Annotated in this window: 18 protein-coding genes; 15 read left to right on the forward strand and 3 right to left on the reverse strand. The window is 63.6% G+C overall.

Annotated elements, in window-relative coordinates:
* The 5 genes from O7B34_RS08745 (at position 1) to O7B34_RS08765 (ending at position 13,150) form a co-directional block, all read left to right on the forward strand.
* Positions 1–6,057, forward strand: coding sequence for a translocation/assembly module TamB domain-containing protein (locus tag O7B34_RS08745; RefSeq protein ID WP_337145678.1), 6,057 nt, complete (start codon positions 1–3; stop codon positions 6,055–6,057).
* 252 nt (positions 6,058–6,309) lie between these two features.
* A complete protein-coding gene (locus O7B34_RS08750; protein WP_140502334.1) occupies positions 6,310–7,968 on the forward strand; it encodes an ABC transporter substrate-binding protein in 1,659 nt (552 codons plus the stop codon).
* Between the two features lie 149 nt (positions 7,969–8,117).
* Positions 8,118–9,152, forward strand: coding sequence for an ABC transporter permease (locus O7B34_RS08755; protein ID WP_027141576.1), 1,035 nt, complete (start codon positions 8,118–8,120; stop codon positions 9,150–9,152).
* An 11-nt stretch (positions 9,153–9,163) separates the two neighbouring features.
* Positions 9,164–10,321: an ABC transporter permease gene (locus O7B34_RS08760; RefSeq protein WP_337145679.1), complete on the forward strand. Its 1,158-nt coding sequence runs from the start codon at positions 9,164–9,166 to the stop codon at positions 10,319–10,321.
* Between the two features lie 48 nt (positions 10,322–10,369).
* Positions 10,370–13,150, forward strand: coding sequence for a dipeptide ABC transporter ATP-binding protein (locus O7B34_RS08765; protein ID WP_442920956.1), 2,781 nt, complete (start codon positions 10,370–10,372; stop codon positions 13,148–13,150).
* 25 nt (positions 13,151–13,175) lie between these two features.
* Here O7B34_RS08765 and O7B34_RS08770 read toward each other — a convergent pair whose 3' ends face one another.
* Complete coding sequence (locus tag O7B34_RS08770) at positions 13,176–13,766, reverse strand: transglycosylase SLT domain-containing protein (protein WP_337145680.1); 591 nt, start codon at positions 13,764–13,766, stop codon at positions 13,176–13,178.
* Between the two features lie 216 nt (positions 13,767–13,982).
* Here O7B34_RS08770 and O7B34_RS08775 point away from each other — a divergent pair, with 216 nt between their 5' ends.
* Entirely contained in the window at positions 13,983–15,521 is a 1,539-nt protein-coding gene (locus O7B34_RS08775; RefSeq protein WP_337145681.1) for a trimethylamine methyltransferase family protein, read from the forward strand.
* A gap of 243 nt (positions 15,522–15,764) precedes the next feature.
* Positions 15,765–18,191, forward strand: coding sequence for a GcvT family protein (locus tag O7B34_RS08780; protein WP_337145682.1), 2,427 nt, complete (start codon positions 15,765–15,767; stop codon positions 18,189–18,191).
* A 19-nt stretch (positions 18,192–18,210) separates the two neighbouring features.
* Here the strand turns inward: O7B34_RS08780 and O7B34_RS08785 are convergent, their stop codons facing one another.
* Positions 18,211–18,606 (reverse strand): DoxX family protein, encoded by a 396-nt coding sequence (locus O7B34_RS08785; RefSeq protein ID WP_337145683.1) that lies wholly within the window; start codon positions 18,604–18,606, stop codon positions 18,211–18,213.
* Positions 18,607–18,807: 201 nt separating this feature from the next.
* On the opposite strand from O7B34_RS08785, the gene O7B34_RS08790 reads away from it, so the two are divergent.
* Positions 18,808–19,299, forward strand: coding sequence for a hypothetical protein (locus tag O7B34_RS08790; protein ID WP_337142755.1), 492 nt, complete (start codon positions 18,808–18,810; stop codon positions 19,297–19,299).
* A 42-nt stretch (positions 19,300–19,341) separates the two neighbouring features.
* On the opposite strand, the gene O7B34_RS08795 is transcribed toward O7B34_RS08790, so the two are convergent.
* Entirely contained in the window at positions 19,342–20,118 is a 777-nt protein-coding gene (locus O7B34_RS08795) for a VOC family protein (protein ID WP_337145684.1), read from the reverse strand.
* 175 nt (positions 20,119–20,293) lie between these two features.
* Here O7B34_RS08795 and O7B34_RS08800 point away from each other — a divergent pair, with 175 nt between their 5' ends.
* The 7 genes from O7B34_RS08800 (at position 20,294) to O7B34_RS08830 (ending at position 26,236) form a co-directional block, all read left to right on the forward strand.
* Positions 20,294–21,019, forward strand: a complete 726-nt coding sequence (locus O7B34_RS08800; protein ID WP_337142757.1) for a gamma-glutamylcyclotransferase — start codon at positions 20,294–20,296, stop codon at positions 21,017–21,019.
* Between the two features lie 121 nt (positions 21,020–21,140).
* Complete coding sequence (locus O7B34_RS08805) at positions 21,141–22,496, forward strand: NAD(P)-dependent oxidoreductase (RefSeq protein WP_337145685.1); 1,356 nt, start codon at positions 21,141–21,143, stop codon at positions 22,494–22,496.
* A gap of 5 nt (positions 22,497–22,501) precedes the next feature.
* Positions 22,502–23,344 carry a class I SAM-dependent methyltransferase gene (locus O7B34_RS08810; protein ID WP_337145686.1) on the forward strand — a complete coding sequence of 281 codons (843 nt, stop codon included), beginning with the start codon at positions 22,502–22,504 and terminating at the stop codon, positions 23,342–23,344.
* Positions 23,345–23,356: 12 nt separating this feature from the next.
* The gene (gene preA, locus O7B34_RS08815; RefSeq protein ID WP_337145687.1) at positions 23,357–24,670 is read left to right on the forward strand and encodes an NAD-dependent dihydropyrimidine dehydrogenase subunit PreA; all 1,314 of its coding nucleotides are present in this window, start codon (positions 23,357–23,359) and stop codon (positions 24,668–24,670) included.
* 113 nt (positions 24,671–24,783) lie between these two features.
* Entirely contained in the window at positions 24,784–25,302 is a 519-nt protein-coding gene (locus O7B34_RS08820; protein ID WP_027141588.1) for an RrF2 family transcriptional regulator, read from the forward strand.
* 28 nt (positions 25,303–25,330) lie between these two features.
* Positions 25,331–25,789 (forward strand): carboxymuconolactone decarboxylase family protein, encoded by a 459-nt coding sequence (locus O7B34_RS08825; RefSeq protein ID WP_337145688.1) that lies wholly within the window; start codon positions 25,331–25,333, stop codon positions 25,787–25,789.
* Between the two features lie 69 nt (positions 25,790–25,858).
* Positions 25,859–26,236 (forward strand): DoxX family protein, encoded by a 378-nt coding sequence (locus tag O7B34_RS08830; RefSeq protein WP_337145689.1) that lies wholly within the window; start codon positions 25,859–25,861, stop codon positions 26,234–26,236.
* Positions 26,237–26,274: the final 38 nt, after the last annotated feature.

Below are 26,274 nucleotides of genomic sequence, written 5' to 3' on the forward strand. Positions count from 1 at the left end.
ATGAAAATGGTCTGGCGCATCCTTCGCATTGTCCTCTACACGCTGCTGATCGTGCTCGCGGGTGCGATCGGCGCGCTCGTCGTGCTGACCAAGACCGAGCGCGGGCGCGACAACCTCGCCGGCATCATTTCGCGGCTGGCATCGAGCGACGATCGCAAGGTTACCGTCAGCGGCATCGACGGCATCTGGTCGGGTAATCTCAGCCTCGATCATGTCGTGCTGGAGGATCGCGAGGGCGCTTGGCTGGTGGCGCGCAAAGTGGCCGTCGACTGGTCGCCGACGGCACTTTTGTCGAAAAGCTTCAGCGCCGATCGCATCGCGGCCGAGCGCATCGAACTGGCGCGCCTGCCGGTGGCCGGTACGCGGCCGCCGGCGCAGAGCGGCACGACGACCCTGCCGGTCTCCATCGACATCAAGCAGATCGACCTGCCGGAAATCGCGCTTGGCGAGCAGCTGGCCGGCAGTGGCATCGCCGAGCTCGCAGCCAAGGGAATGCTCAAGGCCGATGCCGCGCCACTTGCGGTCCAGACGGTGCTCAACGTCACCCGCCACGACGGTAAACAAGGCAATGTCGATGCCAAGATCCATTTCGCACCCACCGACAACAAGCTGGACCTCGACCTCAAGGCGTCGGAGCCGGCCGGCGGCATCATTGCCAACCTGCTCAAGCTGCCGGATGCGCCACCGGTCGATATCGCGGTTTTGGGCAGCGGCCCGCTTGCCAACTGGAGTGGTGTCGGTACCTTCCTCGTCGACCATCGGATCGTCACCCAGCTCACCGGCCGCCACCAGCTTACCGACAAGGGCAATCATGTCGAGGCAAAGGGCGACGGCGATTTTGCGCGCTTCCTGCCGGAAAACCTGAAGTCGCTGTTTGCCGGCAAGACCAGCTTCGATATCGCGGGCACCGCCACATCGGCTGGCGGCATCAGCATCGACCGGGCCAGCATCGAGAGCGATGCGGTGCACGGCACCGCCTCCGGTATTGCCGATCCTGCCGGCGCCAGCGACCTGTCGGTCGAACTTGCCGCCAAGGGCCCGCCCGTGGTGATCAGCGTCGGCAGCAAGGCGCAGCCGATCACGCTGGCGATCAAGAACGCTACCGCGCGCGCCTTCGGCGACGGCAAGGCGCCGATCGTCGACATTGGCGCGTCCTTCGTTTCGATCGTCGTCGGCGGCACGCGGCTGGACGATCTGGCGGCGCAAATCCATTCCGATGGTTTCGATATCCAGAATCGCGCCGGCCCGGTTGCCGTCAAGCTGGAGGCTGGCGGCCTGGAAACCGACGTCGCGACCTTGGCGCCGCTGGTCACCGGCAAGGTCAATGTCGATCTGGCCGGTTCAATCAGCAAGGACGCCATTGTTGCCATCGATCAGGGTACGCTGCGCTCCGATGCGCTCAATGCGTCGCTGACGGCGACGGTAGCGCTTGCCGACATGTCGATGCAGCTGAAAATGAACGCCGATGCCGTGGCGACCGCGTTCCCGCAGCAGATCGCCTCGGTGCTCGGCGGGCGGGTGAAATTCTCGGCCACGGCATCGCGCGATCCGCAGGGCGCTTTCGCCGCGAACTCGATCGAACTCACTTCGGGATCGCTCAGCGCCAGCGGTACGGCCAGCATGCAAGGCACGGACATCCAGGCCGACATCAAGGGCAAATTGGGTGACGTTTCAGTGTTGTCGCCGACGGTCGGCGTGCCGGTTGCCGGCGGGGTCGATTTCGCACTGTCGGCGACCGGCGCGATCACCGCGCCGGATTTCACTGTTAGCGCCGACAGCGACAGCCTGACCGCTTCGGGCCGCACGGTGAGGGCCATCAAGCTGACCGCGAGCGGCAAGGCCGACATAACGAGCCCTTCCGCCAACGTCTCGCTGACCGGTGCCGTCAACGACCAGCCGCTCGATATCAAGGCCGCCCTGGTGACCAGCGAGGGCAAGCGTTCGATCAACGGCTTCCTGGTCTCGCTGGGCGACAACAAGGTCTCGGGCGACCTGGCGCTCGACGACAAGTTCATGCCCTTGGGAACGCTGACGCTCGCCGCGCCGGCAATCGACCAATTGGCCGCGCTCGCCGGCCAGGCGGTGACCGGCGACATCAACGGCACCATCCTCTTCGCCAAGGACGGCGACGCACCCTCCATTGCCATCGATGCCAAGAGCACGTCGGTCGCGCGTGGCGAGGTGACGGCCAAAGCGATCGCCATCAATGCGCTGATCGCCAATTATCTCAAGGCGCCTGCGATCTCGGGCACCATCAAGGCCGATGCGGTCACTTCGGGAAGCACAGAAATCAGCGGCATCGGCGTCGATCTCAAGCGCGACGGCGACTGGACCGATTTCACCGGCGGCGCCACAATAGCGGGCATTCCGGCGACCGCTGCCGGCCGGGTGAAGATCGCCGAGGGCACCACCAGCGTCGAGATTGCCTCGGGCGACGCCACTATTCGCGGGATCAAGGCGGCGATTGCCGAACCTTCGGCTCTGACCATCGCCGACGGCACAGCCAATATCGACAAGCTGGCGCTCGATATCGGCGGCGGCAAAGTGGCGCTCTCGGGCAGCGCGGGCGAGACGCTCGATCTGGCGGCACAGGTCTCCGCTTTGCCTGCCACGCTTGCCAATGCGTTTTTGCCAGGCCTGGATGCCACGGGAACGCTTGACGGTATCGCTGAAGTGAGCGGCGCCCCGGCAGCTCCCGACATCCGGTTCAACGCGAAACTGGCCGGCGCCGAGACCAGCCAGACCCGGCAAGCAGGGCTCGGCCCACTCGCCTTCGATGCGGTCGGCAGCTACACCATTGCCGGCGGCGTCGCCCTCGACCGTGCCACACTCTCCGGCGAGAAGGTCTCCGGCCAGGCCGCCGGCACCATCAACCCGAACGGGGCCAGCGATTTCGCGATCGATCTGACCTCGTCCGGCCCCAGCCTGCCGCTGTCGGTCGGAAGTATCGAGAGCCCGGTCAAGCTCGAGATCCGATCAGTGTCGGCCAAAATCGCGGGCGAAAGCACGCATGCCCGGCTGGACTTTTCCGCGATCGTGCCCTCGGTCGTCACCAGCCCGGCGAAGGTGGACGGACTTACCCTGACGCTGCACTCGGACGCATTCGATCTCAAGAACCGCGCCGGGCCTGTTTCCGGAACGGTGTCGGTGGACAAGGTTGGGCTCGACAATGCAACGATCGCGCCGCTCATCGCAGGCAAGGTCACGGCGGCGCTCAACGCCCGGCTGAGCGCCGACGCCGTCGCCATCGACAGCGGCACGCTGAAAAGCGATGCGCTCAGCAGCCAGGTCGCCGGCCAGGTATCCCTGCGTGACGGTGCCATCGATCTCAACCTGAAGGCGGATGCGCCATCGTCGGCCCTGCCGGCGGCGGCACGCGGCATGCTTGGCGACCGCGCCCAGATAAGCGCCACGCTGAAGCGCGAGCCCAACGGCAATCTCAACATAGGCGGATTGAAGCTCATTTCGGGCGCGCTGAGTGCCGACGGCCAGGCAAGCCTCGCCGACAACAAGGTGACCGCCGATATCAGGGGGACGCTGAGCGACATCTCGCCATTGTCGAAGGATGCCAAGGGCGCCATCGCTTTTGCGCTGAGTGCGCAAGGGCCGGCCATGGCGCCGGACCTGTCGCTTACCGTCAACAGCGACAAGCTCTCGGTGGCATCGCGCGAGATCACCGGATTGAAGCTCACGGCGACCGGCAAGGCCGATGCCGCCAACCCTGCAGCCAATGTGCAGCTCACCGGCATTGTCGCCGGCCAGGCGCTGCAGGGGACTGCCGTGCTGGCAACGGCGGACGGCAAGAGCGCCATCAATGGCCTGCTCCTCTCGCTTGGCAAGAACAGGATTTCAGGCGATCTGGCGCTGGACGACAAGTTCGTACCTGAAGGCACCATCTCGCTCGACCTGCCCGATATCGGCCCGCTCGCAGCGCTGGCCCTTGAAAAGGCAGAGGGCGATGTGCGCGGCACGATCGCCTTCTCCAGGAATGGCGCGGCGCCCCAGGTCGCCATCAAGGCGACTACCGCCTCAATCACGCGTGGCGACCTCCAGGCGAAGGCCGTTTCCATCGATGCGCTGATCGCCAACTATCTCGCCGCGCCAGTCATCTCCGGCAAGATCCACGCCGACACCGTCACATCGGGCGGCACCGTGATCAGCGGCATCGATGTCGATTTGAAGCGCGATGGCGACTGGACCGGCTTCTCCGGTGGCGCCACGGTCAAGGGCATTCCGGCGAGGGCCGCCGGCCGCGTGAAGGTGGCCGGCGGCACCACCACGATCGAGCTCGCTTCGGGGCAGGCGACGGTCCAGGGCATCAAGGCGGCCATCGCCCAGGCCTCGACCGTCAGCATCGTCAATGGCACGACGACGCTTGACAGGCTGGTGCTCAACCTTGGCGGCGGCACCGCGACGGTGACCGGCAAGGTCGGACAGGCGCTCGACATCAATGCAGTACTGGCGCGCGTGCCGATGTCGCTCGCCAACGGTTTTTCGCCCGGTCTCGATGCCGCGGGTTCCATCTCCGGCACGGTGAAGGTGACGGGCGCACCGGCGAGCCCCGCCGTTGCCTTCAAGATAGACGCGGCCGGCGTGCAGGCGTCGCAGACCCGTGGCGCGGGCGTCGGCGCGGTCAGTGTTTCCTCGTCGGGTACCTTTGCCGGCAATAAACTGACGTTCGACGCCAATATCAGCGATGGAGCCGGCCTTGGCCTCAAGGGCGGCGGCACGGTGACGACGGCGGGCACGCCCGCGCTGGCGCTCGATTTCAACGGCGCCGTGCCATTCGGCCTCCTCGGCGAGAAGCTTGCCGCGCAGGGCCTGGCGCTGACCGGCAACGCCAACGTCAATGTCCAGGTGCGCGGTCCGGCGACATCGCCCGTGATCGGCGGCAGCGTCAAAACCTCGGGCGCGCGGCTGGTCGACGCACGCTCGGGCCTTGCGGTCAACGATATCGCGGCGGACGTCTCGATAGGCAACGGCGTTGCCAGGATCAACCGGTTGACCGGAACGCTGTCGACGCGCGGCAGCCTGTCGGCCAGCGGTACGGTCGGCATCAATCCGGCGCAAGGGTTCCCGGCCGACCTGTCGATCAAGCTCACCGATGGCCGCTACACGGATGGACGCGTGGTGACCGCCAACCTTGGCGGCGACCTGACGATCAAGGGGCCGCTGACTTCTGCACCGGCCATTGCCGGCACCGTCAACCTGGCCAAGACCGTCATCACGGTTCCGGACAGATTGCCGGGCTCGCTCTCGGCACTCGACGTCAAGCACAAGAACGCGCCGGGTGCGGTCAGGGCACAGGACAAGGCGCTGCGCCCGGCGACGACCAGCGGCAAGAGCAGCGGTAGTGGCCTTGCGCTCGACGTCACGGTCAATGCGCCGAACCAGATTTTCATCCAGGGCAGGGGTGTCGACGCCGAACTCGGCGGCTCGCTCAAACTGACCGGCCCGGCATCGTCGCCGCAAGCCGTCGGCACCTTCACCTTGCAGCGTGGCCGGCTGTCGATCCTTGGCAAGCGGCTGACCTTCACCGAAGGCACGGTCGGATTCTCCGGCTCGCTGGTGCCTTACCTCAACCTGACGGCGACGACGACCACGACCGGCGCAACCGTCACCATCGTGGTGTCGGGCGAGGCGACCAATCCAAAATTCATCTTCAGTTCGGTGCCGGCGCTGCCGGAGGATGAAGTGCTGGCGCAACTGATCTTCGGGCGGTCGATGTCGAACCTGTCGCCGCTGCAGATCGCGCAACTGGCAGAAGCGGCCGGCCAACTGGCTGGTGTCGGCGGCTCGACGTCGCTGCTGGAGAATCTGCGCAGCGCCATCGGCGTCGACGATCTCGACGTCATCACCGACGAACAGGGGGGCACGGCGGTCTCGGCCGGCAAGTATCTCAACGACCGCACCTATGTGACCATCCAGAAGGGCGACAAGCCGGGTTCCGGCAAGGCAACCATCGACCTCAATGTCGGGCGCGGCGTCAAATTGCGCGGCGAGGCGACGGACGCCGGCGAAGCCAAGGGCGGCATATTCTACGAGAAGGAATATTGACGGCCTGGCCCTCGTCCTGGCCGCAACTGGCGCTGTCGTAACCAGTGCGAATGTCTCAGTTTAATCGCCCGAAGAGATTTTGGCGAAATCTGAGCGCACTAGCAATTTTGCGCCAAGACTGTCGCTATCACGCGAACTGCCCCCCTTTCAAAGTTGCACATTCGCTAACATGTTCCCAATCCATGTCGTCTTTGACATCATGGCCTGGATGCGGAATGTTAATCGGCGGAAAGCCAACAATGGGAGTTAGTCATGACAATCTATAAGAGCAATGGCGACAGCGTTCCGGATCACATCCTGGCGATGGCCGAAGAAGCCAAGTCGGGCAAGGTCGACCGCCGCGAATTCCTCGCGCTCGCCAGCGTCTTCGGCGCCTCGACGGCCATGGCCTACGGGCTGCTCGGGCTTGCCGCTCCGACCCCGGCCAAGGCCGAGGACGTCCAGGGCAAGAAGGGCGGCGTGCTGAAGGTCGCCATGTCCGTCAAGGATCCCAAGGATCCGCGTACAGCAGACTGGTCCGAGATTTCCAACGCCGAGCGCCAGGCGCTCGAGCCGCTGGTGAAATACACCAAAGAGTACACCTTCGCGCCATATCTGCTGGCAAGCTGGGACATCAACGACGACGCCACCGAATACACGCTGCATGTGCGGCCTGGCGTCGAATGGAACAATGGCGACAAGTTCACCGCCGATGACGTGATCTACAATTTCACCCGCTGGGCCGACAAATCAGCGGAAGGCAACTCGATGCCGGGACGCCTTGGCAGTCTCGTCGATGAGACGACCAAGAAGTTGCGCGAAGGGGCGATCGCCAAGGTCGACGACATGACCGTCAAGTTGAAGCTGTCGAAGCCCGACATCGCCATCATCCCGAACCTGTGCGACTATCCCGGCCTCGTCGTCCACAAGACCTTCGACGAGAAGGGCGCCAACTTCAAGAACTGCCCGATCGGCACCGGTCCGTTCGAGCTCGTCTCCTATGATGTCGGCCAGAAGGTGGTCTACAAGCGCCGCACGACCGGCAAGTGGTGGCAGGGCGAAGCCTTCCTCGATGGCGTCGAGTTCATCGACTACGGCACCGATCCGGCCGCGACGGTCTCGGCCTTCGAATCGGGCGAAGTGCAGACCAACCACGAAACCACGGCCGATTACGTCAAGATCATCGAAGGTGTCGGTGCGCCGGCTTCGGAAGTCGTGACCGCGGCCACCGTGGTCTCTCGCTTCAACATCAATGCCAAGCCCTATGGCGACCAGAAGGTGCGCCAGGCGATGTGCCTCGCCGTCGATAATTCGGTCGTGCTGCAGCTCGGCTATGGCAATGCCGGCACGCCGGCCGAAAACCACCACGTCGCGCCGATCCATCCGGAATATGTCGAACTGCCGAAGATCAAGCGCGACATGGCCAAGGCCAAGCAGATGCTGACGGAAGCCGGCGTGATCGATTTCGAGCACGAGCTGATCAGCAATGACGAGGACTACCACAAGAACACCACCGACGCGATCGCGGCCCAGCTGCGCGAGGCCGGCATCAAGGTGAAGCGCACCGTGCTGCCGAGCTCGACCTTCTGGAACGACTGGACGAAATACCCGTTCTCGGAAACCAACTGGAACATGCGTCCGCTTGGCATCCAGGTCATCGCCATCGCCTACCGCTCCGGCGAAGCCTGGAACGAGACGGCTTATGCCAATCCGGACTTCGACAAGAAGGTCAACGAGGCCCTCGGCATCGCGGATGCGGAGAAGCGCAAGGTCGTGATGAAGGACATTGAGACGATGCTGCAGGAGTCCGGCATCATCATCCAGCCTTACTGGCGCAAGCTCTACATCAACATCAAGCCCGAGGTGAAGAACCACTCGATGCACCCCACCTACGAGCACGACTTCGGCAAGGTTTGGCTCGATCAGGCGTGACCCACAGCTTGACGAATACGAGGGGCGACTGGCCCCTCGAATTCGCGGGATCGTCGCCGTTGCACTGGATGCAGCGGCGGCGTGACGTCGCAAGGTTTTCGAAACAGGGTTGACCATATCTGACCCCAACCCGGCCGGCAGGGGGTACAATGTTCTCATTCATCATCAGACGCATCGGCACTATACTGCTCACGATGCTGTGCCTGACGCTGGTCGTTTTCTTCCTCGTCAATCTCGAACCCAATCTGAAGAAGCTGGCGATCAGCCAGACCGAAATGCACACATCGGCCGAGCAACTCGAAAGCTGGCTGGTCAATCACGGCTACCGCCAGAACTTCTTCGCTCGCTATGGCCAGTGGCTCGGCGTCGTGCCCAAGCAGCCGATCACGGATCCGGCGACGGGGAAGACGACACAGCGCTTCTCTTTCTGCAACGACCCGACGGTGCCGACATTCTCCGGTGTCATCGAGGGCGATTTCGGCTGCTCGACCAAGTTCAAGACCACGGTTGGGGCCAAGCTGTTCCCTGCGCTCGGCGCCACCGGCATCCTGATGTTCTGGGTGCTGGCGGTGATGGTGCCGGTCTCGCTGCTGATCGGCATCCTTGCGGGCATGCGCGAGGGCTCACGCACCGACCGCGTGCTGTCGGTCGCCTCGATCGCCTCGACGGCGACACCTGAATATGTGTCGGGCGTCATCTTCACCGTCGTCTTCGCCTCATGGCTCGGCTGGCTGAACGGTTCTGCCGCCTCGGCGAGCCAGGGTATCACCTTCTACAATTTCACGCTGCCGGTCATCACGCTGGCGATCTACGGCATCGGCTACATCGCGCGCATGACGCGCGCCTCGATGGTCGAGGTGATGACGCAGCAATATATCCGTACGGCACGCCTGAAGGGGCTTTCCTTCAAGAGTGTCGTGGTCAAGCACGCGCTGCGCAACGCGTTGATCGCGCCGTTCACCGTCATCATGCTGCAGTTTCCATGGCTGCTCACCGGCGTCGTCATCGTCGAGGTGATGTTCCGCTACCAGGGCTTCGGCTACACGCTGGTCGAGGCCGCCGGCAACAACGACATCGATCTTCTGCTCGGCTGTTCGCTGGTCTCGGTGTTCATCGTCTTGATCACGCAGCTCATTTCCGACGTCGGCTACGCGTTCCTCAATCCGCGCATCCGCGTTCAGTAGGGAGAAGGCGCATGCAAGCTCAATATATCGGCGCCTCCACCATCATCCTCGAAGTGTTCTGGCGCTTCTGGCCGGTCTGGGTCGCGCTTTTCATCGTCATGGGCGCGAGCTTTCTCTACAAGAAGAAGCTGGCGCTCTATGGCCAGCTGTTCGACAGCGGCGTCGGCATGGCGGGCGTCTTCATCTGCCTGTTCTGGCTGTTCACGGCGATCTTCGCCTCGACCATCTCGCCTTTCGATCCGCTCGGCCAGGTCCCGATCATGAAGGACACGCTGCCCGGCGCCATCGAACCGCAATCGGGGCTCGTCTACCTGTTCGGCGGCGACAAGCTGGCGCGCGATGTGTTCTCGCGCATGGTCTATGGCAGCCAGATCGTGCTGATCATCGCACCCGCAGCGACCGGTTTCGCGCTCATGGTCGGCATCACGCTCGGCCTGCCGGCCGGCTATTACGGCGGCAAGATCGATTCCATCCTGTCGTTCCTGGCCAACCTCGTGCTGGCTTTCCCGGTGATCCTGCTGTTCTACCTGCTGGTGACGCCGGGCATCATGGACACGCCGATCCCCTATGCGCTGGCCGGTGTCTTCTTCCTGTTCCCGATCATCTTCTTCAGCGTGCTGTTCTGGACCCGCTACAAGAACCGGCCCGACCGGATCTATATCCTGCTTGGCCTGACGCTGATCATAGGCGGCTGGATCTACCTCGGCCTGGTCTTCGACAGGGATCCGCTGCACATCGTCCACATCGATCCCAACCAGCTCAACATTTTCGTGGCTGTGGTGTTCGCCTCCAGCCCCGGCGTGTTCCGCATCGTGCGCGGCCTTGTGATGGACATCAAGACGCGCGACTATGTGGCGGCGGCGCAGACGCGCGGTGAATCGCCGTGGTATATCATGCTGTGGGAAATCCTGCCCAATGCGCGCGGACCGCTGATCGTCGATGCCTGCCTGCGCATCGGCTACACCACGATCCTGCTCGGCACGCTGGGCTATTTCGGCCTGGGGCTTGCGCCCGAGAGCCCGGACTGGGGCACCGCGATCAAGGACGCCAGCCGATTGCTGCGCTCCTTCATCCATCCGGCGCTGCCGCCGACGATCGCGCTGATGTCGTTCGTGCTGGGGCTCAACCTGTTGGCCGATTCGCTGCGCGAGCAATCGATGAAAGACTGATTGACGGGCCTTGACCCGCGTCTGGTAAAATTTGGATTGGAGCGACCCATGAACGAGGCAGTTCGAAATCCCGCCAAGCCGACCAATGGGCCGACCACTGGGCCGATCATCGAAATCGAGAACCTGTCGATCTCCTTCTTCACCCGCAAGGGCGAGATACCGGCCGTGATGGATTTTTCCTGCACGGTCATGCCGGGCGAGGCGATGGGCATCGTCGGTGAATCCGGCTGCGGCAAGTCGACCGTATCGCTCGGCATCATGCGCGACCTGTCCAACATCGGGAAGATCGTCGGCGGCAAGATCAAGTTCCAGGGCAAGGACATGGGCGAGCTCTCCGACGAGGAACTGCGCGCCATCCGCGGCAACAAGATCGCCATGATCTACCAGGAGCCGATGGCCAGCCTCAATCCGGCGATGAAGATCGGCCAGCAGCTGATGGAAGTGCCGTTGATCCACGACAAGGTGTCGAAGGAAGAGGCCTATTCCAGGGCGCTCGAAATGGTGCGCTCGGTCAAGCTTCCCGATCCCGAGCGCATGATGCGCTCCTATCCGCACCAGCTTTCCGGCGGCCAGCAGCAGCGAATCGTCATTGCCATGGCGCTGCTGTCGAAGCCGGCGCTGCTTCTGCTCGACGAGCCGACCACCGCGCTCGACGTGACCGTGGAAGCGGGCATCGTCGACCTGGTGAAGGGGTTGGGCGAGAAGTTCGGCACCTCGATGATCTTCGTCTCGCACAATCTCGGCCTGATCCTTGAAACCTGCGACCGCATCACGGTGATGTATTCGGGCGAGGCGGTGGAGACGGGCAAGATCAAGGACGTCTTCGACCGGATGCGCCACCCCTACACGCAAGGGCTGTTCCGTTCGATCCCGCTGCCGGGCGCCGACAAGAACTCGCGGCCGCTGATTGCGATTCCCGGCCAATTGCCGCTGCCGCACGAGCGGCCTAAAGGCTGCAATTTCGGGCCGCGCTGCCATCATTTCGTCGAGGGCGTCTGCAACGCCGCCGAGATCCCGATGATCGAGGTCGCGGGTCACGAAGGCCATTTCTCGCGTTGCGTGCGCTTCAACGAGATCGACTGGGACGCGCTGCCGCCCGGCGCCAAGAAGGTCAATGAACGTGTCGTGCCCGGCGCGCCGGTGCTCAAGATCGAGGACCTCCGGAAATATTATAAGGTCGGCGGCAGCGAGGTGTTCGGCTCGAGCGAAGGCCGCGTCGTCAAGGCCAACGAGACGATCTCGTTCATGGCGCGCGAATCCGAGACGGTCGCCATCGTCGGCGAATCCGGCTGCGGGAAGTCGACGCTGGCCAAGGTGCTGCTCGGGCTGGAGACGGCCAGTTCCGGCAGCGTGACGCTGGGCAACAAGGAAATCCAGTCGACCGGCATCGAGAAGCGCAGCGTCGACACTGTGTCGTCGATCCAGATGGTGTTCCAGAATCCGTTCGACACGCTCAACCCCAGCCATTCGGTCGGGTCGCAGATCATCCGCACGCTGGAAAAATTCAATGTCGGCAAGACCGTCGCCGACCGGCGCAAGCGCATGCTGGAACTGCTCGACCTGGTGAAACTGCCCAGGGCGTTCGAGACGCGCAAGCCGCGCCAGCTTTCCGGCGGCCAGAAGCAGCGCATCGGCGTGGCACGCGCCTTTGCCGGCGACGCCAAGGTAGTTGTGGCCGACGAGCCGGTTTCGGCGCTCGACGTTTCGGTGCAGGCGGCGGTGACCGAACTGCTGATGGACATCCAGCGCAAGAACAAGACGACAATGCTGTTCATCAGCCACGATCTGTCCGTCGTGCGCTACATCGCCGACCGCGTCGTCGTCATGTATCTCGGCTATATCGTCGAGCAGGGCACGACCGACCAGATCTTCGCACCGCCCTATCATCCCTATACCGAGGCGCTGCTGTCGGCGATCCCGATCGCCGATACCAGCGTGGTCAAGAAGCACATCGTGCTGGAGGGTGACATACCCTCGGCGATGAACCCGCCGTCCGGCTGTCCGTTCCAGACACGCTGCGGCTACAAGAAGTTGGTTCCCGACAATTTGTGCGAGACCAAGGTGCCGCCGGTCAAGAATCTCGGCGACGGCCATATGAGCCTGTGCTGGCTCTCCGACGACGTGCTCAAGACCATGGAGCCGGTAATCAAGTTCGACAAGGAACACGCCGCCCATGAGGGCGTGCCGGACGATGCGCCGCATGGCGACGGTCCGGGCTTTGCCGGTACGCCGCCCAACCGACCACATGGCAAGACGACCAGTGCGGAAGCCGACGCTGTGGGGGAGGCCGCCGAGGAGGCCGAAGCCGTTTCCCGGGCTCGCCGCCACGAAGTCCGGGACGAGGTCTCCGAGACCGGCGATGCCTCTCCGAAGCCCGCCAACGCCACCTCCGCGCCGTTCACGCCAAGGACGCTTGGAGACGGCCGCCAAGCGGAGAACGCACGCGTGGCACCAATTGGTGAGCCTGCGGTGAGGCAGACCAAATCAAGCCAAAGTGCGACAAAGGCGAGCGCGACTGCGGAGCCAGCCCGTCTGGCCGGCGCAAATGTCGACAAGAACCGCCCGTCGGGCATCGCCAGGCCTGCCAAACCCGATGACCTCAAGCTGATCTCCGGCGTCGGCTCGAAGACGGAAGGCATCCTCAATGGCCTCGGCATCTTCACCTACGCTCAGGTCGCCGCATGGAAGAAGGCAGAGCGCGAGTGGGTTGACGATCATCTGAGATTCCACGGCCGTATCGAGCGCGAGGACTGGGTCAGGCAGGCAAAGGCGCTAGCCAAGGGCGGCGAGGCTGAATACATCAAGGTGTTCGGCAAGAAGCCGCGCTGAAAGCCACGAACGTTGCGGCAACCCTTTAGTTGCCGCACTGGCTCAGTTGCTGTGCATAGTCGCGGGCCATCTTGTCGGTGGCCCTTGCATAGCCCTGGACGCCGGCATCGCCACGGTTGCCTCGGGCATAGGCGGTCCAGCCGAGATAATAGGCGAGATAGAGGTTGTAGGTGTCGTTGCGCGCGACGCCGTATGCGTCTGATGTCTTGGAATGATACCAGCCGACGAAGTCGACGGCGTCGGCGAATTTCGTGCGCCGCGCCGCCCAGTTGCCGGTCTCGCTCTGATATTGCGACCAGGTTCCGTCCAGCGCCTGCGAGAAGCCGGTGGCCGACGAGACGTGCTTCCACGGAATGAAACCGAGCAGTTTGGTGCGCGGCGGCCGGGCGTTGCTCTTGAAGCCGGATTCCTTGCGCACGGTGGCCATCAGCACCGGCACCGGCACGCCGTATTTCTGGGACGCGCGCTCGGCGGCCGACTGCCAATTGTCGAACCAGCCGTCATTCTGGTCGAAGACGGCGCAGACATTGTTGATGTGGCTGGGCGCGGTGGCGCAAGCCGAAAGTGCCAGCAGCGCACACACCGCTACAATTTTACTAAAACTCGACCTACGCATTGGATGAGCAATAAGCCGAAATCATAAAGGGAATCTTGCTGCTGCCGTTAACGCCTGGTCGGCACGAGCAGGTGAGAAAATGCCATATCGGTATTCCGACGCTAATTGTCGTCATTTCTAAACAGACATTGCAGATATGCCGCCTTGGCTAAAATCACGCCGGCAAACGGCGTATTTCTGACAGACCGGCCGCGCTGCCGAAGCTTTGATGCCGGCATGACCGAACCAAGACGCAAGCGCGGCGCCGAGCGCACCAGCAACAGGGGGCCAGCGCCCATCGCGCAGCTGCCGCCCAGGCGGGTGACGAATCCCTATCCGCCGATGGCGTTGCTGTCACCAGACCAGATCGAGGCGATCCATCTGGCGTCGATGCATATATTGGAGAATTTCGGCATCGAGGTGATGAGCCCGCGTGCGCTGTCGCTGTTCGAGAAGGCCGGCGCCAAGGTCGATCACGCCTCGGCCAATGTGCGCGTCGATCGCGGCATGGTCGACGAGGCGCTGAAGACGACGCGATCTACCTATACGCTGACACCACGCAACCCAGCCAAGTCAATCCATCTCGGTGGCAACACCATCAATTTCACGCTTGTGGCCGGTCCTCCCAATGTCCACGACATGGAGCGCGGCCGCCGCGCCGGCAATCTGCGCGACTATGCTGATCTCACCCGGCTGGCGCAGCATTTCAACTGTATCCACATGCTCGGCAATCAGGTCTGCGCGCCGGTCGAGCTGCCGGCCAACTCACGCCATCTCGACACCTACTTCACCAATCTGACGCTGACCGACAAGAGCTTCCATGTCTCGGCGATCGGCCGGGGCAGGGCTCTGGACGGTATCGAGATGATGGCGATTTCGCGCGGGCTGACGCTGGATCAGATGCGGGGCGATCCCGGCATCGCCACCATCATCTCGGTCAATTCGCCGCGCCGCTTCGACGAGATGATGGCCGAGGGGCTGATGACCATGGCAGAGTACGGCCAGTCGGTGGCGGTGACACCGTTCACGCTGATGGGAGCGATGAGCCCGGTGACGCTGGCCGGCGCCTTGGCGCAGCAGAATGCGGAGGCGCTGTTCGGTGTCGTGCTGACGCAACTCGTGCGTCCCGGCGCGCCTGTGATGTACGGCGCCTTCACGTCCAATGTCGATATGAAGTCCGGCGCGCCGGCTTTCGGCACGCCTGAAAACACCAAGGCCAACATCGCCTCGGGTCAATTGGCGCGGCGCTACGGCCTGCCATACCGGACGACGCCCGGCTCGGCTTCCAACGTCGCCGATGCGCAAGGCGCCTATGAGACGCTGATGGCGCTGTGGGGCGCGGTGCTTGGCCATGGCAATCTCGTCTACCACGCCGCCGGTTGGCAGGAAGGCGGGCTGACGGCGTCGTTCGAGAAATTCATCATCGACGTCGAGATGATCCAGCACATGATGGAGTTTTTGCGCCCGATCGTGGTCGACGAAGCCGAGCTTGCCGTCGAGGCGCTGGGCGCGGTGCCGACCGGCGGTCATTTCTTCGGCGAGCCGCACACGCTGGAGCGCTACGCCACCGCTTTCTACCAGCCAATGCTTTCCAACTGGCAGAATTTCGAGGCCTGGCAGGAAGCCGGCGGCCTCGACGCGACCGCGCGCGCGACGCGGCTGTGGAAGAAGGCACTGGCGGATTATGTCGAGCCGACAATGGACATTGCCGTACGTGAAGAGCTCGAGGCCTATGTGGCCAAGCGCAAGGAAGCGATCGGGCAGGGCGAGCCGTGATTTCCTTGGCGCCGGCGCGCGGCACCCCTCTCTGTCCTGCCGGACATCTCCCCCTCAAGGGGGGAGATTGGCCGCTGTCTCGGCTTTCGCCAATCGCCCACGCTGAAAGCGTAGTGCGGTTGCCAAAGCTGCTGATCTCCCCCCTAGAGGGGGAGATGGCCGGCAGGCCAGAGGGGGGCGCCTTGGCTCCTGCTGTCCCGATTCATATCTCCCATCCAACTCACTGATATCAGAGAAAAATCTATGAAATCGCATGCAAAAGTCGTGGTCATTGGCGGTGGCGTCGTTGGGTGCTCGGTGCTGTTCCACCTCGCCCGCCATGGCTGGACCGACATCGTGCTCCTGGAGCGCGATGAATTGACATCCGGCTCGACCTGGCACGCGGCCGGCGGCATGCACACGATCAATGGCGACCCCAACGTCGCCAAGCTGCAGAAATACACAATCAACCTCTACAAGGAGATCGAGGAGCTGTCGGGGCAGGCGACCGGGGTCCACCTGACCGGCGGCGTGCTTCTGGCTGCCACCGAGGCGCGCCTTGACTGGCTGCGAGGGGTCGTCGCCAAGGGCCGTTATCTCGGCATCGAGCTGGAGGAAATCTCGCCGAAAGAGGCGGCCGAGCTGATGCCGCTGCTCGACCCCAGCCAGTTCGTTGGCGCCGTCCGCAACAAGGAGGACGGCCACCTCGATCCCTCGGGCGTCACGCACGCCTATGCCAAGGCGGCGCGAAAGCTGGGCGCCGAGATCGAACGTTTCACCAAGGTGGAGGACATCGTGCGCCGTCCCGACGGGATGTGGCGCGTCATAACCAACAAGGGCGAGGTGGTGGCCGAGCATGTCGTCAATGCCGGCGGCCTGTGGGCGCGCGAGGTCGGCCGCATGGTCGGGCTCGAACTGCCGGTGCTCGCCATGGAGCACATGTACCTGATCACCGAGGATATGCCGGAGGTCGCGGCCTGGAATGCCAAAACCGGCACCGAGGTCATCCACGCTGTCGATTTCGACGGCGAGCTCTATCTGCGCCAGGAGCGCGGTGGGATGCTGATGGGCACCTATGAGAAGGCCAACAAGCCGTGGTCCGAGTATCAGACGCCGTGGAATTTCGGCCATGAGCTGCTGGCGCCGGACATCGACCGCATCGCGCCGTCGCTCGAGGTCGGCTTCCGGCATTTCCCGGCTTTCCAGAACACCGGCATCAAACAAATCATCAACGGGCCTTTCACCTTCGCGCCCGACGGCAACCCGCTGGTCGGGCCGGTGCGCGGCCTGCCGGGCTTCTGGGTCGCATGTGGCGTGATGGCCGGCTTCAGTCAGGGCGGCGGCGTCGGGCTCGCGCTATCCAACTGGATGATCGAGGGCGACCCCGGCGCCGATATCTGGGCGATGGACGTGGCGCGCTACGGCGACTGGGCGACCATGGCCTACACCAACGCCAAGGTGCGCGAGAATTATTCGCGGCGTTTTTCGATCCGCTTCCCCAATGAGGAATTGCCGGCCGGGCGGCCGCTGAAGACGACGCCCGTCTATGATTTGTTGTCGGCCAAGGGCGCGCAATGGGGTGTCGCCTATGGACTGGAGGTGCCGCTCTGGTACGCACCGGAAGGCGTCAAGGACGAGTTCTCATGGCGGCGCTCGAGCGACTTCACCCATGTCGCCGCCGAAGTCGCGGCGGTGCGCTCAGGCGTCGGCCTGTCGGAGATATCAAGCTTTGCCAAATACAAGGTGACGGGCGAGGGGGCGGCGGCCTGGCTCGACCGGATGCTCGCCTGCAAGCTGCCGAAGCCCGGTCGCATGACCCTGGCGCCGATGCTGAAGGAAGACGGCAGGCTGATCGGCGATTTCACGCTGGCCAATCTGGGCCCCGATGTCTGGTTCCTGGCCGGCTCCGGCATTGCCGAGCAATATCACATGCGCTGGTTCGAGCAGCATCTGCCTGACGATGGCTCGGTCCATATCGAGGTGCTGGGGCAAAAGCTCACCGGCCTGTCGATCGCCGGTCCCAGGGCGAGGGACGTGCTGGCGAAAGCCACACGCTCCGACATATCGAACGCTGCGTTTCCCTTCATGGCCATTGGCAAGATGGATATCGGCATGGCACCGTGCCTGGTCGGCCGCGTCAGCTACACCGGGGATCTCGGCTACGAGATCTGGGTTGCGCCGGAATATCAGCGCGCCGCCTATCAGGCGCTGATGGCGGCGGGGGCGGAATTCGGCATCGGCCTGTTCGGCTCGCGCGCACTCAACGCGCTGCGGCTGGAGAAGAACTACGGTTCATGGGGGCGCGAATACCGGCCGATCTACGGGCCGCTGGAAGCTGGCCTCGACCGCTTTGTCGCCTACGGCAAGGATGCCGATTTCATCGGCAAGACGGCGGCGCTGGCCGAGCGCAAACAGGGCGGCAAGTTGCGGCTGCGCGCCTTCATCGTCGATGCCGAGGATGCCGATGTCATCGGCGACGAGCCGATCTGGTTCGGCGGCGTGGTGCGGGGCTGGGTGACGTCGGGCGGCTACGCCCATCATTCGAAGAAGTCGGTCGCCGTCGGCTACGTGCCGAAGGAGATCGCCGACGAGAGCGACGGCTTCGAGATCGAGTTGCTGGGCAAGCGGCATGCGGCGCGCATGCAGGCGGCGCCGCTGTTCGATGCTAATTTCGAACGGATGCGGGGGTGAGAGCGCACCCCGCATGGGATCATGCGTTGCGGCGGTTGTCGAGCGCAAAGGCGCCAGCGCCGGCGAAGACCAGATAGAGAAAGATAAAGCAGAACGAGATCGCCGAATCGCCGCCGTTGTTGACGGGGAAGAAGTCGCGAGGCATATGCGCCACGAAATAGGCGATCGCCATTTCGCCGGCCAGAAGGAACGCGACCGGGCGGGTGATAAGGCCCAGTGCCAGCAGAATGCCGCCGACGAATTCGAGGATGCCGGCTGCCAGCGGCAGTCCGCTCAACGCGGCGGCGGCGTGTTCGCCTGCGGGGAAATTGAACAGTTTCTGGCTTCCGTGCTCGACGAACTGCAGCGCGGTCATGATACGCAGAACGCCAAGCGCCTGCGGCTGGTATCTGGCAAGGCCATCGAAAAGCTTCATCCAAAACTCCATTGGCTTCTCGGGTCGGCCATAGGTTATCGCCCGGCTATGGACCATTCACTTCCCCTGGCCTGCCATCAACAATTGGTGATTGGAAATGTTCCCCGGCCTGACCTTTGATATTGTACCCGTTAGGGTTGCAATTGTATCGCTGTGGTTGTATTAGTTTATGGACACTCCAGACATGTGGGTCCCCTCGCCATGAAAAAAGTCGCCATCGGCCTGTTCGCAATCCTTATGGGCACCACCAGCTTCGCCATGGCCGAGGACGCCGGCTGCGAGGCCTTCAAATGGCCGGTGACGCGCGAACAGGCGCTGTTTCCCGCTGCGCCCTCAGCGCCGTCCGGAGCGACGCTCGCGGTGGGTGCCGCCGCGGATCTGGCGCTGGTGCCGGCCGAGAAAGCCGGTTTCGCGGTGCCGCCCGAACGGGCCCCCGCGGAGGGCACGTTCGGCGCCGTGGCCAGCGTGGCGGTGCCGCCGGAGGGGGCCATCCAGATCAGCCTGTCGGGCGAGGCCTGGATCGATGTGATCCAGGACGGCCATGCGGTGAAATCGGCGGGTTATAGCGGTGTCAAAACCTGCCCCGGCATCCGCAAGAGCGTGCGCTTCAAGCTGGCGGCGGGCCAAGCCACCGTCCAGTTCAGTGGTGCCAAGAAAGAGACCCTCAAGGTCGCGGTTCTGGCGCCAGAATGAGCCGACGCAAGCAGGCGTGATTTCAGCGGTTGGCGCGGACGCTTACCGCACCGGCGCCATCAGAGCGAAATGCGCGCCTTGCGGGTCCTGGCATTGCACGATCCAGCTGCCTCCGGGCACCTCCATCGGCCCCATCAGGATCTTGCCGCCATTGTCGGTGACGCGTTTGGCTGCGGCGTCGATGCCGGTGACATTGAAATAGAACTGCCAGACCGGGACCGGAATCTGCTCGGGCTTGTTCATGATGCCGCCACCGGATTCGGGGCCGGCGGTAAAGGTCTGGTAGATGCCCATCGGGCCCATGTCGAATTCGCCGGCACTGGCCCAGCCGAACTGGCTGGAATAGAAATCGAACGCGGCCTTCCAGTCGCTCGTATAAAGTTCGTGCCAGCCAATATGGCCAGGCGTGCTGGCCGGCACAACGGGTTGGTCGGGGCCGTTCGGCTGCAGGAACATGAAAGTCGCGCCTTGCGGATCGGCGACGACGGCGAAGCGGCCGACGCCTGGAATGTCGTCGGGCTGGCGGTGAACGGCACCACCTGCCTTTTCCAGCGACGCCGTAGCGGCATCGACATCCCTTGCATGGATATAGCCCAGCCAGCCGGGCGGCATACCCATATTGGCCGCATCCTCCGGCATCGTCATCAGGCCGCCGACGCCACGCTCGCCGACATTCATGACGATATAGCGCGGCATGCCTGGGGCCTTGTCGAAGGGCTCAGCCCTCCAGCCGACCACTTTTGTGTAGAAAGCCTCCGCGGCGTCGAGGTCCGACGTCATCAGTTCGTACCAGAAGAAGGGCATCGGGGATTTTGGCATGGTCGGTCTCCTCACCGTTGTGCACCGATCGTCGTTCGATCCATCCTAGGACGATCTCGACGACAGAAATCCGACATCTGGGCTAGAAATCGGGAACGGCAAGGCCAGCCTCCTGGTATCTTGCGCGCCTTGCGATTTTCGCCTTTGCTTGGGCTCGAGAAGGGGGCCTCGATCCATGCGGCAGATGTCGCTTACAGCCGAGCTTGTCGCACTGTGCCATCGCGAGGAGGCCGATCCCGGGCCCAGCGGCAGCTGGACGCAGCTGAGTGACGAGGATTTCCGGGTCCTTTCCGCGCGGCTGTCCGATGAAGCCGATGCGGGGCCGCTATGGGTGTTCGCCTATGGCTCACTGATCTGGAAGCCAGCTTTCGAGTCCGTCGAACGCCAGCGCGCCACCGCCCATGGCTGGCATCGCTCCTTCTGCATCGACATGGTCCGCTGGCGCGGCAGTGTCGCGCAGCCAGGACTGATGATGGCGCTCGAACGCGGCGGGCGATGCGATGGTGTGATCTATCGTCTACCGGAAGGGGAGAAGGCTGCTCAGATCGAAAGGCTGTTGCGGCGCGAGATCGACGATCATGAGAGCGTCGCGTCGGTCAGGTGGGTCCCGGTGCGTACGGCGCTAGCGCAGTTGCGGGCGCTGGGTTTCTGGGTCGGGGTGACGGGCAGAGGCACTTCGCTCGGGCAGCCGCTGGAGACAGTGGCGCAAGTGCTGGCGCGCGCCTGCGGCCATGTCGGCTCCGGGGCGGAATATCTTTACAACACGGTCAGCCATCTCGAGGAATTCGGCATCCGCGACCGCAATCTTTGGACATTGCAACAATTGGTCGCTGATGAGATCAGGTTGATCCACGGCATTGGCATGGGCGGCAGCTCTATCCCTGCATTGCCGTCACCTTAACTTGAATTTGATTGTCATCTTTTAGTTCAGCCTTTTCAGCGGCTTGCGTCAAAAATTGACCAATTGATAAAAAAACAAAACGTGCTAGCCTTTCCCAAAACGAAAACATGGGGAACTGAAGATGCCAGTGGGCCAGTTCAAAGAAGGTATTGTCGGCGGCCGGCTCCTGCCGGACCAATACGCGGACAATTTTTCCGACCTGCATCCGCCGCTCGATCATCACGAGGCGCTGGTCGAATCCGACCGCTGTTATTTCTGCTACGACGCGCCGTGCATGAATGCATGTCCGACCTCGATCGACATTCCTATGTTCATCCGCCAGATCTCGACCGGCAACCCTATCGGGTCGGCCAAGACCATCTTCGACCAGAACATCCTGGGCGGCATGTGCGCCCGCGTCTGTCCGACCGAGACGCTGTGCGAGGAGGTCTGCGTGCGCGAGGTGGCGGAAGGCAAGCCGGTGCAGATCGGCCGTTTGCAGCGCTACGCCACCGATGTCGCGATGAGCGAGAACAAGCAGTTTTATCCACGCGCCGAGCCGACGGGCAAGACGGTTGCCGTGGTCGGCGCCGGCCCGGCCGGCCTTGCCGCCGCGCACCGGCTCGCCCGCCACGGCCATGACGTGACCATCCTGGAGGCGCGCCCGAAGGCCGGCGGCCTCAACGAATACGGTATCGCCGCCTACAAGAGCGTCGACAACTTCGCCCAGGCCGAGGTCGACTACGTCACCGCGATCGGTGGCATCGACATCCAGAACGGCAAGGCGCTCGGCCGCGACTACCAGTTCTCCGACCTGATCCGCAATTACGATGCGGTGTTCCTCGGCATGGGGCTTGGCGGCGTCAACGCGCTGCGCGCCGATGGCGAGGATGCCGCCGGCGTCACCAACGCGGTCGAATTCATTGCCGAGCTTCGCCAGGCCAGCGACCTCTCGGGCTTGCCGGTCGGCCGCCGCGTCGTCGTCATCGGCGGCGGCATGACGGCGATTGACGCCGCCGTGCAGTCGAAGCTGCTTGGCGCCGAGGAGGTGACGATCTGCTACCGGCGCGGCCAGGAGCATATGAACGCCTCCGAGTTCGAGCAGGACCTGGCCGCCGCCAACGGCGTGACCATCCGCCATTGGCTGCAGCCGAAGCGGGTGATCGCCGAAGGTGGGAAGGTCAGTGCCATCGAACTCGAATACACCGCGCTCATCGGGGATAAGCTTGCCGGCACCGGCGAGACGCTGACGCTGGTTGCCGACCAGGTGTTCAAGGCCATCGGCCAGAGTTTTGTGCCGGTCGCACTCAACGGCGGCGGGGCGTCAATCGACCTCGAAGCCGGCCGCATCAAGGTTGACGAGGAAGGGCGCACCTCGCTGGCCAAGGTCTGGGCCGGCGGCGACTGCATTTTTGGTGGCGACGACCTGACCGTCTCGGCCGTGGCGCAAGGGCGCGATGCGGCTGAGAGCATCCACAGGAGCCTGACCCAGGGATAAGGATCATGGCCACGGTGGAACCGGGCATTGCCCGTCACTACGAGAGTTCAGGCCTGGAGCAGCGGATTCTTGCCGCGCTTGCCGATACTGGCGTGGAAATCGCCTTTCTGAGCGCCGACGATCTCGCCGCAGTCGACGAATTCCACATTGGCGGCGTGGCCGCCACCAGGGAACTCGTCGACCAGATGGGGCTGAAGCCTGGAGTCCGGCTTCTCGACATCGGTTCAGGCATCGGCGGCCCGGCCCGTTTTGCCGCGAACAATGCCGGCGCCGACGTCACCGGCATCGACCTCACGCAAAGCTATGTCGACATCGCGGCCAGCCTGTCGAAACAGGTGGGAATGGACGGCAAGACGCGCTTCGTGCAGGGCAGCGCGCTGGACATGCCGTTCGACAAGGCCAGCTTCGATGCGGCAATGATCCTGCATGTCGGCATGAACCTGCCCGACAAGCGCAAACTGATGAGCGATGCCGCCCGTGTGCTCAAGTCCGGCGGCGTCTTCGCTGTCTACGACGTGATGCGGCTCAAGGACGGCGCGCTGACCTATCCGCTGCCATGGGCATCCGACGAGACCATGTCCTTTGTCGCCACGCCAGACAACTATCGTTCGGCGGCCACCGCGGCGGGCTTCTCGGTGACCGCGGAGCGCCCACGCGGTGCTTTCGCCATAGAATTCTTCGCGAAGATGCGCGCCCGCATGGCCGCCGCACAGGCCGAGGGCAAAAAGCCGCCGCCCGGCGTCGGCCTCGTCATGGGCGAGGATGCCCGCACCAAGATCGCCAATCTCACCGCCGCGCTTGAAGGCGGCATTCTTGCTCCCGTGGAAATGCTCCTTCGTCTCGGTTGAAAGGGACCTGTCATGGCTGACATCCGCAACAATTTCGTCGGCATCAAATCGCCCAATCCGTTCTGGCTGGCCTCGGCGCCGCCGACGGACAAGGCCTACAACGTCATCCGCGCCTTCAAGGCGGGGTGGGGCGGTGTGGTCTGGAAGACGCTGGGCGAAGAGGGGCCGCCGGTGGTCAACGTCAACGGGCCGCGTTACGGCGCGATCTGGGGCGCCGACCGGCGCCTGCTCGGCCTCAACAACATCGAGCTGATCACCGACCGCGATTTGCAGACCAATCTGCGCGAGATGAAGCAAGTCAAGATGGACTGGCCCGACCGCGCGCTGATCGCATCCATTATGGTACCGTGCGTCGAGGAAAGCTGGAAATCCATCCTGCCGCTGGTCGAGGAGACCGGAGCCGACGGCATCGAGCTCAATTTCGGCTGCCCGCACGGCATGTCGGAGCGCGGCATGGGGGCGGCCGTCGGCCAGGTGCCGGAATATATCGAAATGGTGGTGCGCTGGTGCAAGCAATATACGCGCATGCCCGTCATTACCAAGCTGACGCCCAACATCGCCGACATCCGCAAACCGGCGCGGGCAGCGCATGCCGGTGGCACCGACGCGGTGTCGCTGATCAACACCATCAATTCGATCACCGGCGTCGACCTCGACAGTTTCGCACCGATGCCGACCATCGACGGCAAGGGTTCGCATGGCGGCTATTGCGGCCCGGCGGTGAAGCCGATCGCCATGAACATGGTGGCCGAGATCGCGCGCGACCCCGAAACCCGCGACCTGCCGATCTCCGGCATCGGCGGCATCACCACATGGCGGGACGCAGCCGAATTCATGGCGCTTGGCGCCGGTAATGTGCAGGTCTGTACGGCGGCGATGACCTATGGCTTCAAGATCGTGCAGGAGATGATCGCCGGCCTCGAAAATTGGATGGACGAGAAGGGCCACCGCTCACTCGACGACATCATCGGCCGTGCCACGCCAAACGTCACCGACTGGCAGTACCTCAATCTCAACTATGTCGCCAAGGCGCGTATCGACCAGGACGCCTGCATCAAGTGCGGCCGCTGCCACATCGCCTGCGAGGACACCTCGCACCAGGCGATCACCAGCATGGTCAACGGCGTCAGGCATTTCGAGGTGATCGAGGCCGAGTGCGTCGGCTGCAATCTGTGCGTCAATGTCTGCCCGGTCGACAATTGCATCACCATGGAGCCGCTGGCGGCGGGCGCGTTGGACCAACGCACCGGCAGCCCGGTGTCGCCGGTCTATGCCAACTGGACGACGCATCCGAACAACCCGATGGCCAAGGTGGCGGCGGAGTAGGGAGCAGACATTCGACGAGAAAGCGGCGCCTTCGGGCGCCGTTTTTTCCATTTCCCTATTGCAGATAAAAATTATCCACGATAAAAGATATCCACGATTTGGAGATTGGCATCATGAAGCTGGGCGAGGGCGTTGAAGCGGCCATTCACTGCGCGGCCACGCTGGCCAGTGTCGAGGGCAACAGCACGATGCCGGGCGCGGCCCTGGCGGAGGCCTTTGGCCTGTCGCCGACCTACCTCCTGAAGCATCTCAACATGTTGAGCGCGGCGCGGATCCTGGAATCGGTGCCGGGTCCCGCCGGCGGCTACCGGCTGGCGCGGGCTGCCGAGCGCATCACGCTGCTCGACATCGTGCTGGCCGTCGAAGGGCGCGAGCCGGCGTTTCGCTGCGGCGAGATCCGCCGCAACGGTCCGGTCAAGATCGACGCCTCGGCCTATGTCAAACCCTGCGGCATCAATGCCGCGATGCTGAAGGCCGAGCGCGCCTACCGGGCAGCGCTGGCAGAGGTGAAGCTGTCCGACATCGTGGCGGACTACGCGGCGGAAGGCGACCCCAGATCGTTTGCCGCGAGCTGCGCCTTTGTCGAGCGTCATCAGCGGCCGCAGAAATCCCGTTCAACCAACCAAGCCTAACCTCCCCAAAGATGCGAAAGGAAAGACGATGAAACAGAGACTGCAGTTTTTCGCCAAGGCGCCGGAAATCATGAAGAAGGTGACGGCACTCAACAAGGCGGTCGACGAATGCGGGCTGGAGGTGAGCCTGCTGCACCTGATCAAGCTCAGGGCCTCGCAGATCAACGGCTGTTCCTTCTGCGTCGAGATGCACAGCCGCGAAGCCAGGCGCGACGGTGAGACCGAACAGCGGCTCTATCTGGTCGCCGCCTGGAAGGAATCGCCGCTCTTCTCCGAGCGCGAACGCGCCGCCTTCGCCTGGACCGAGGCGGTGACGCTGATCGCCAAAAATGGTGTGCCGGACGAACTTTATGTCAGCACGCTCGAGCATTTTTCGGAAGAGGAACTGGTCAAGCTGTCCGTGGCGGTCGGCATGATCAACACCTGGAACCGGCTCTGCATCCCGTTCCATGCCATCCATCCGATGCCGGCCGCCAAGGCGGCCTGACCGGCCTGGTGTCTATTGGAGCGCCGCCGACGAAGGCGGCGCTTCTACTGTTTTCAAAGGGAGAGTTTAATGCCTGTCGATTTGCCTTCGACCTTGCTGTTTCTCGGCCGCCTGCTGCTCGGCGGCGCCTTTGTCTTCGCCGGCCTGCGCAACATCCAGAACGCGGCATTCCTGAGCGGTTTGATGGTCGCGCGTGGCGTGCCACAGGCCCGGCTGGCGCTGTGGGCCGGCATTGTCCTGCAGATCATCGCCGGGGTGCTGGTGATGGCCGGCCTCTGCACCGCGATTGCCTGCGCGGTGCTGGTGATGTTCCTGGTCGTGGCGACGCCAATGTTCCACAATTTCTGGGATCATCAGGGTCCAGACCGGGCAACGCGCATCAACGGTTTCGTGGGCAATGTCGCGCTGAGCGGAGGGTTCCTGACGCTGATTGCGCAGTCGCTTTAATTTGTTCATGGAACAGTGGTCGCCTGGCGACCACTGCC

This window comes from Mesorhizobium sp. Cs1299R1N3, assembly GCF_037179625.1.
In the GTDB taxonomy this organism is placed as follows: Bacteria; Pseudomonadota; Alphaproteobacteria; order Rhizobiales; family Rhizobiaceae; genus Mesorhizobium; species Mesorhizobium salmacidum.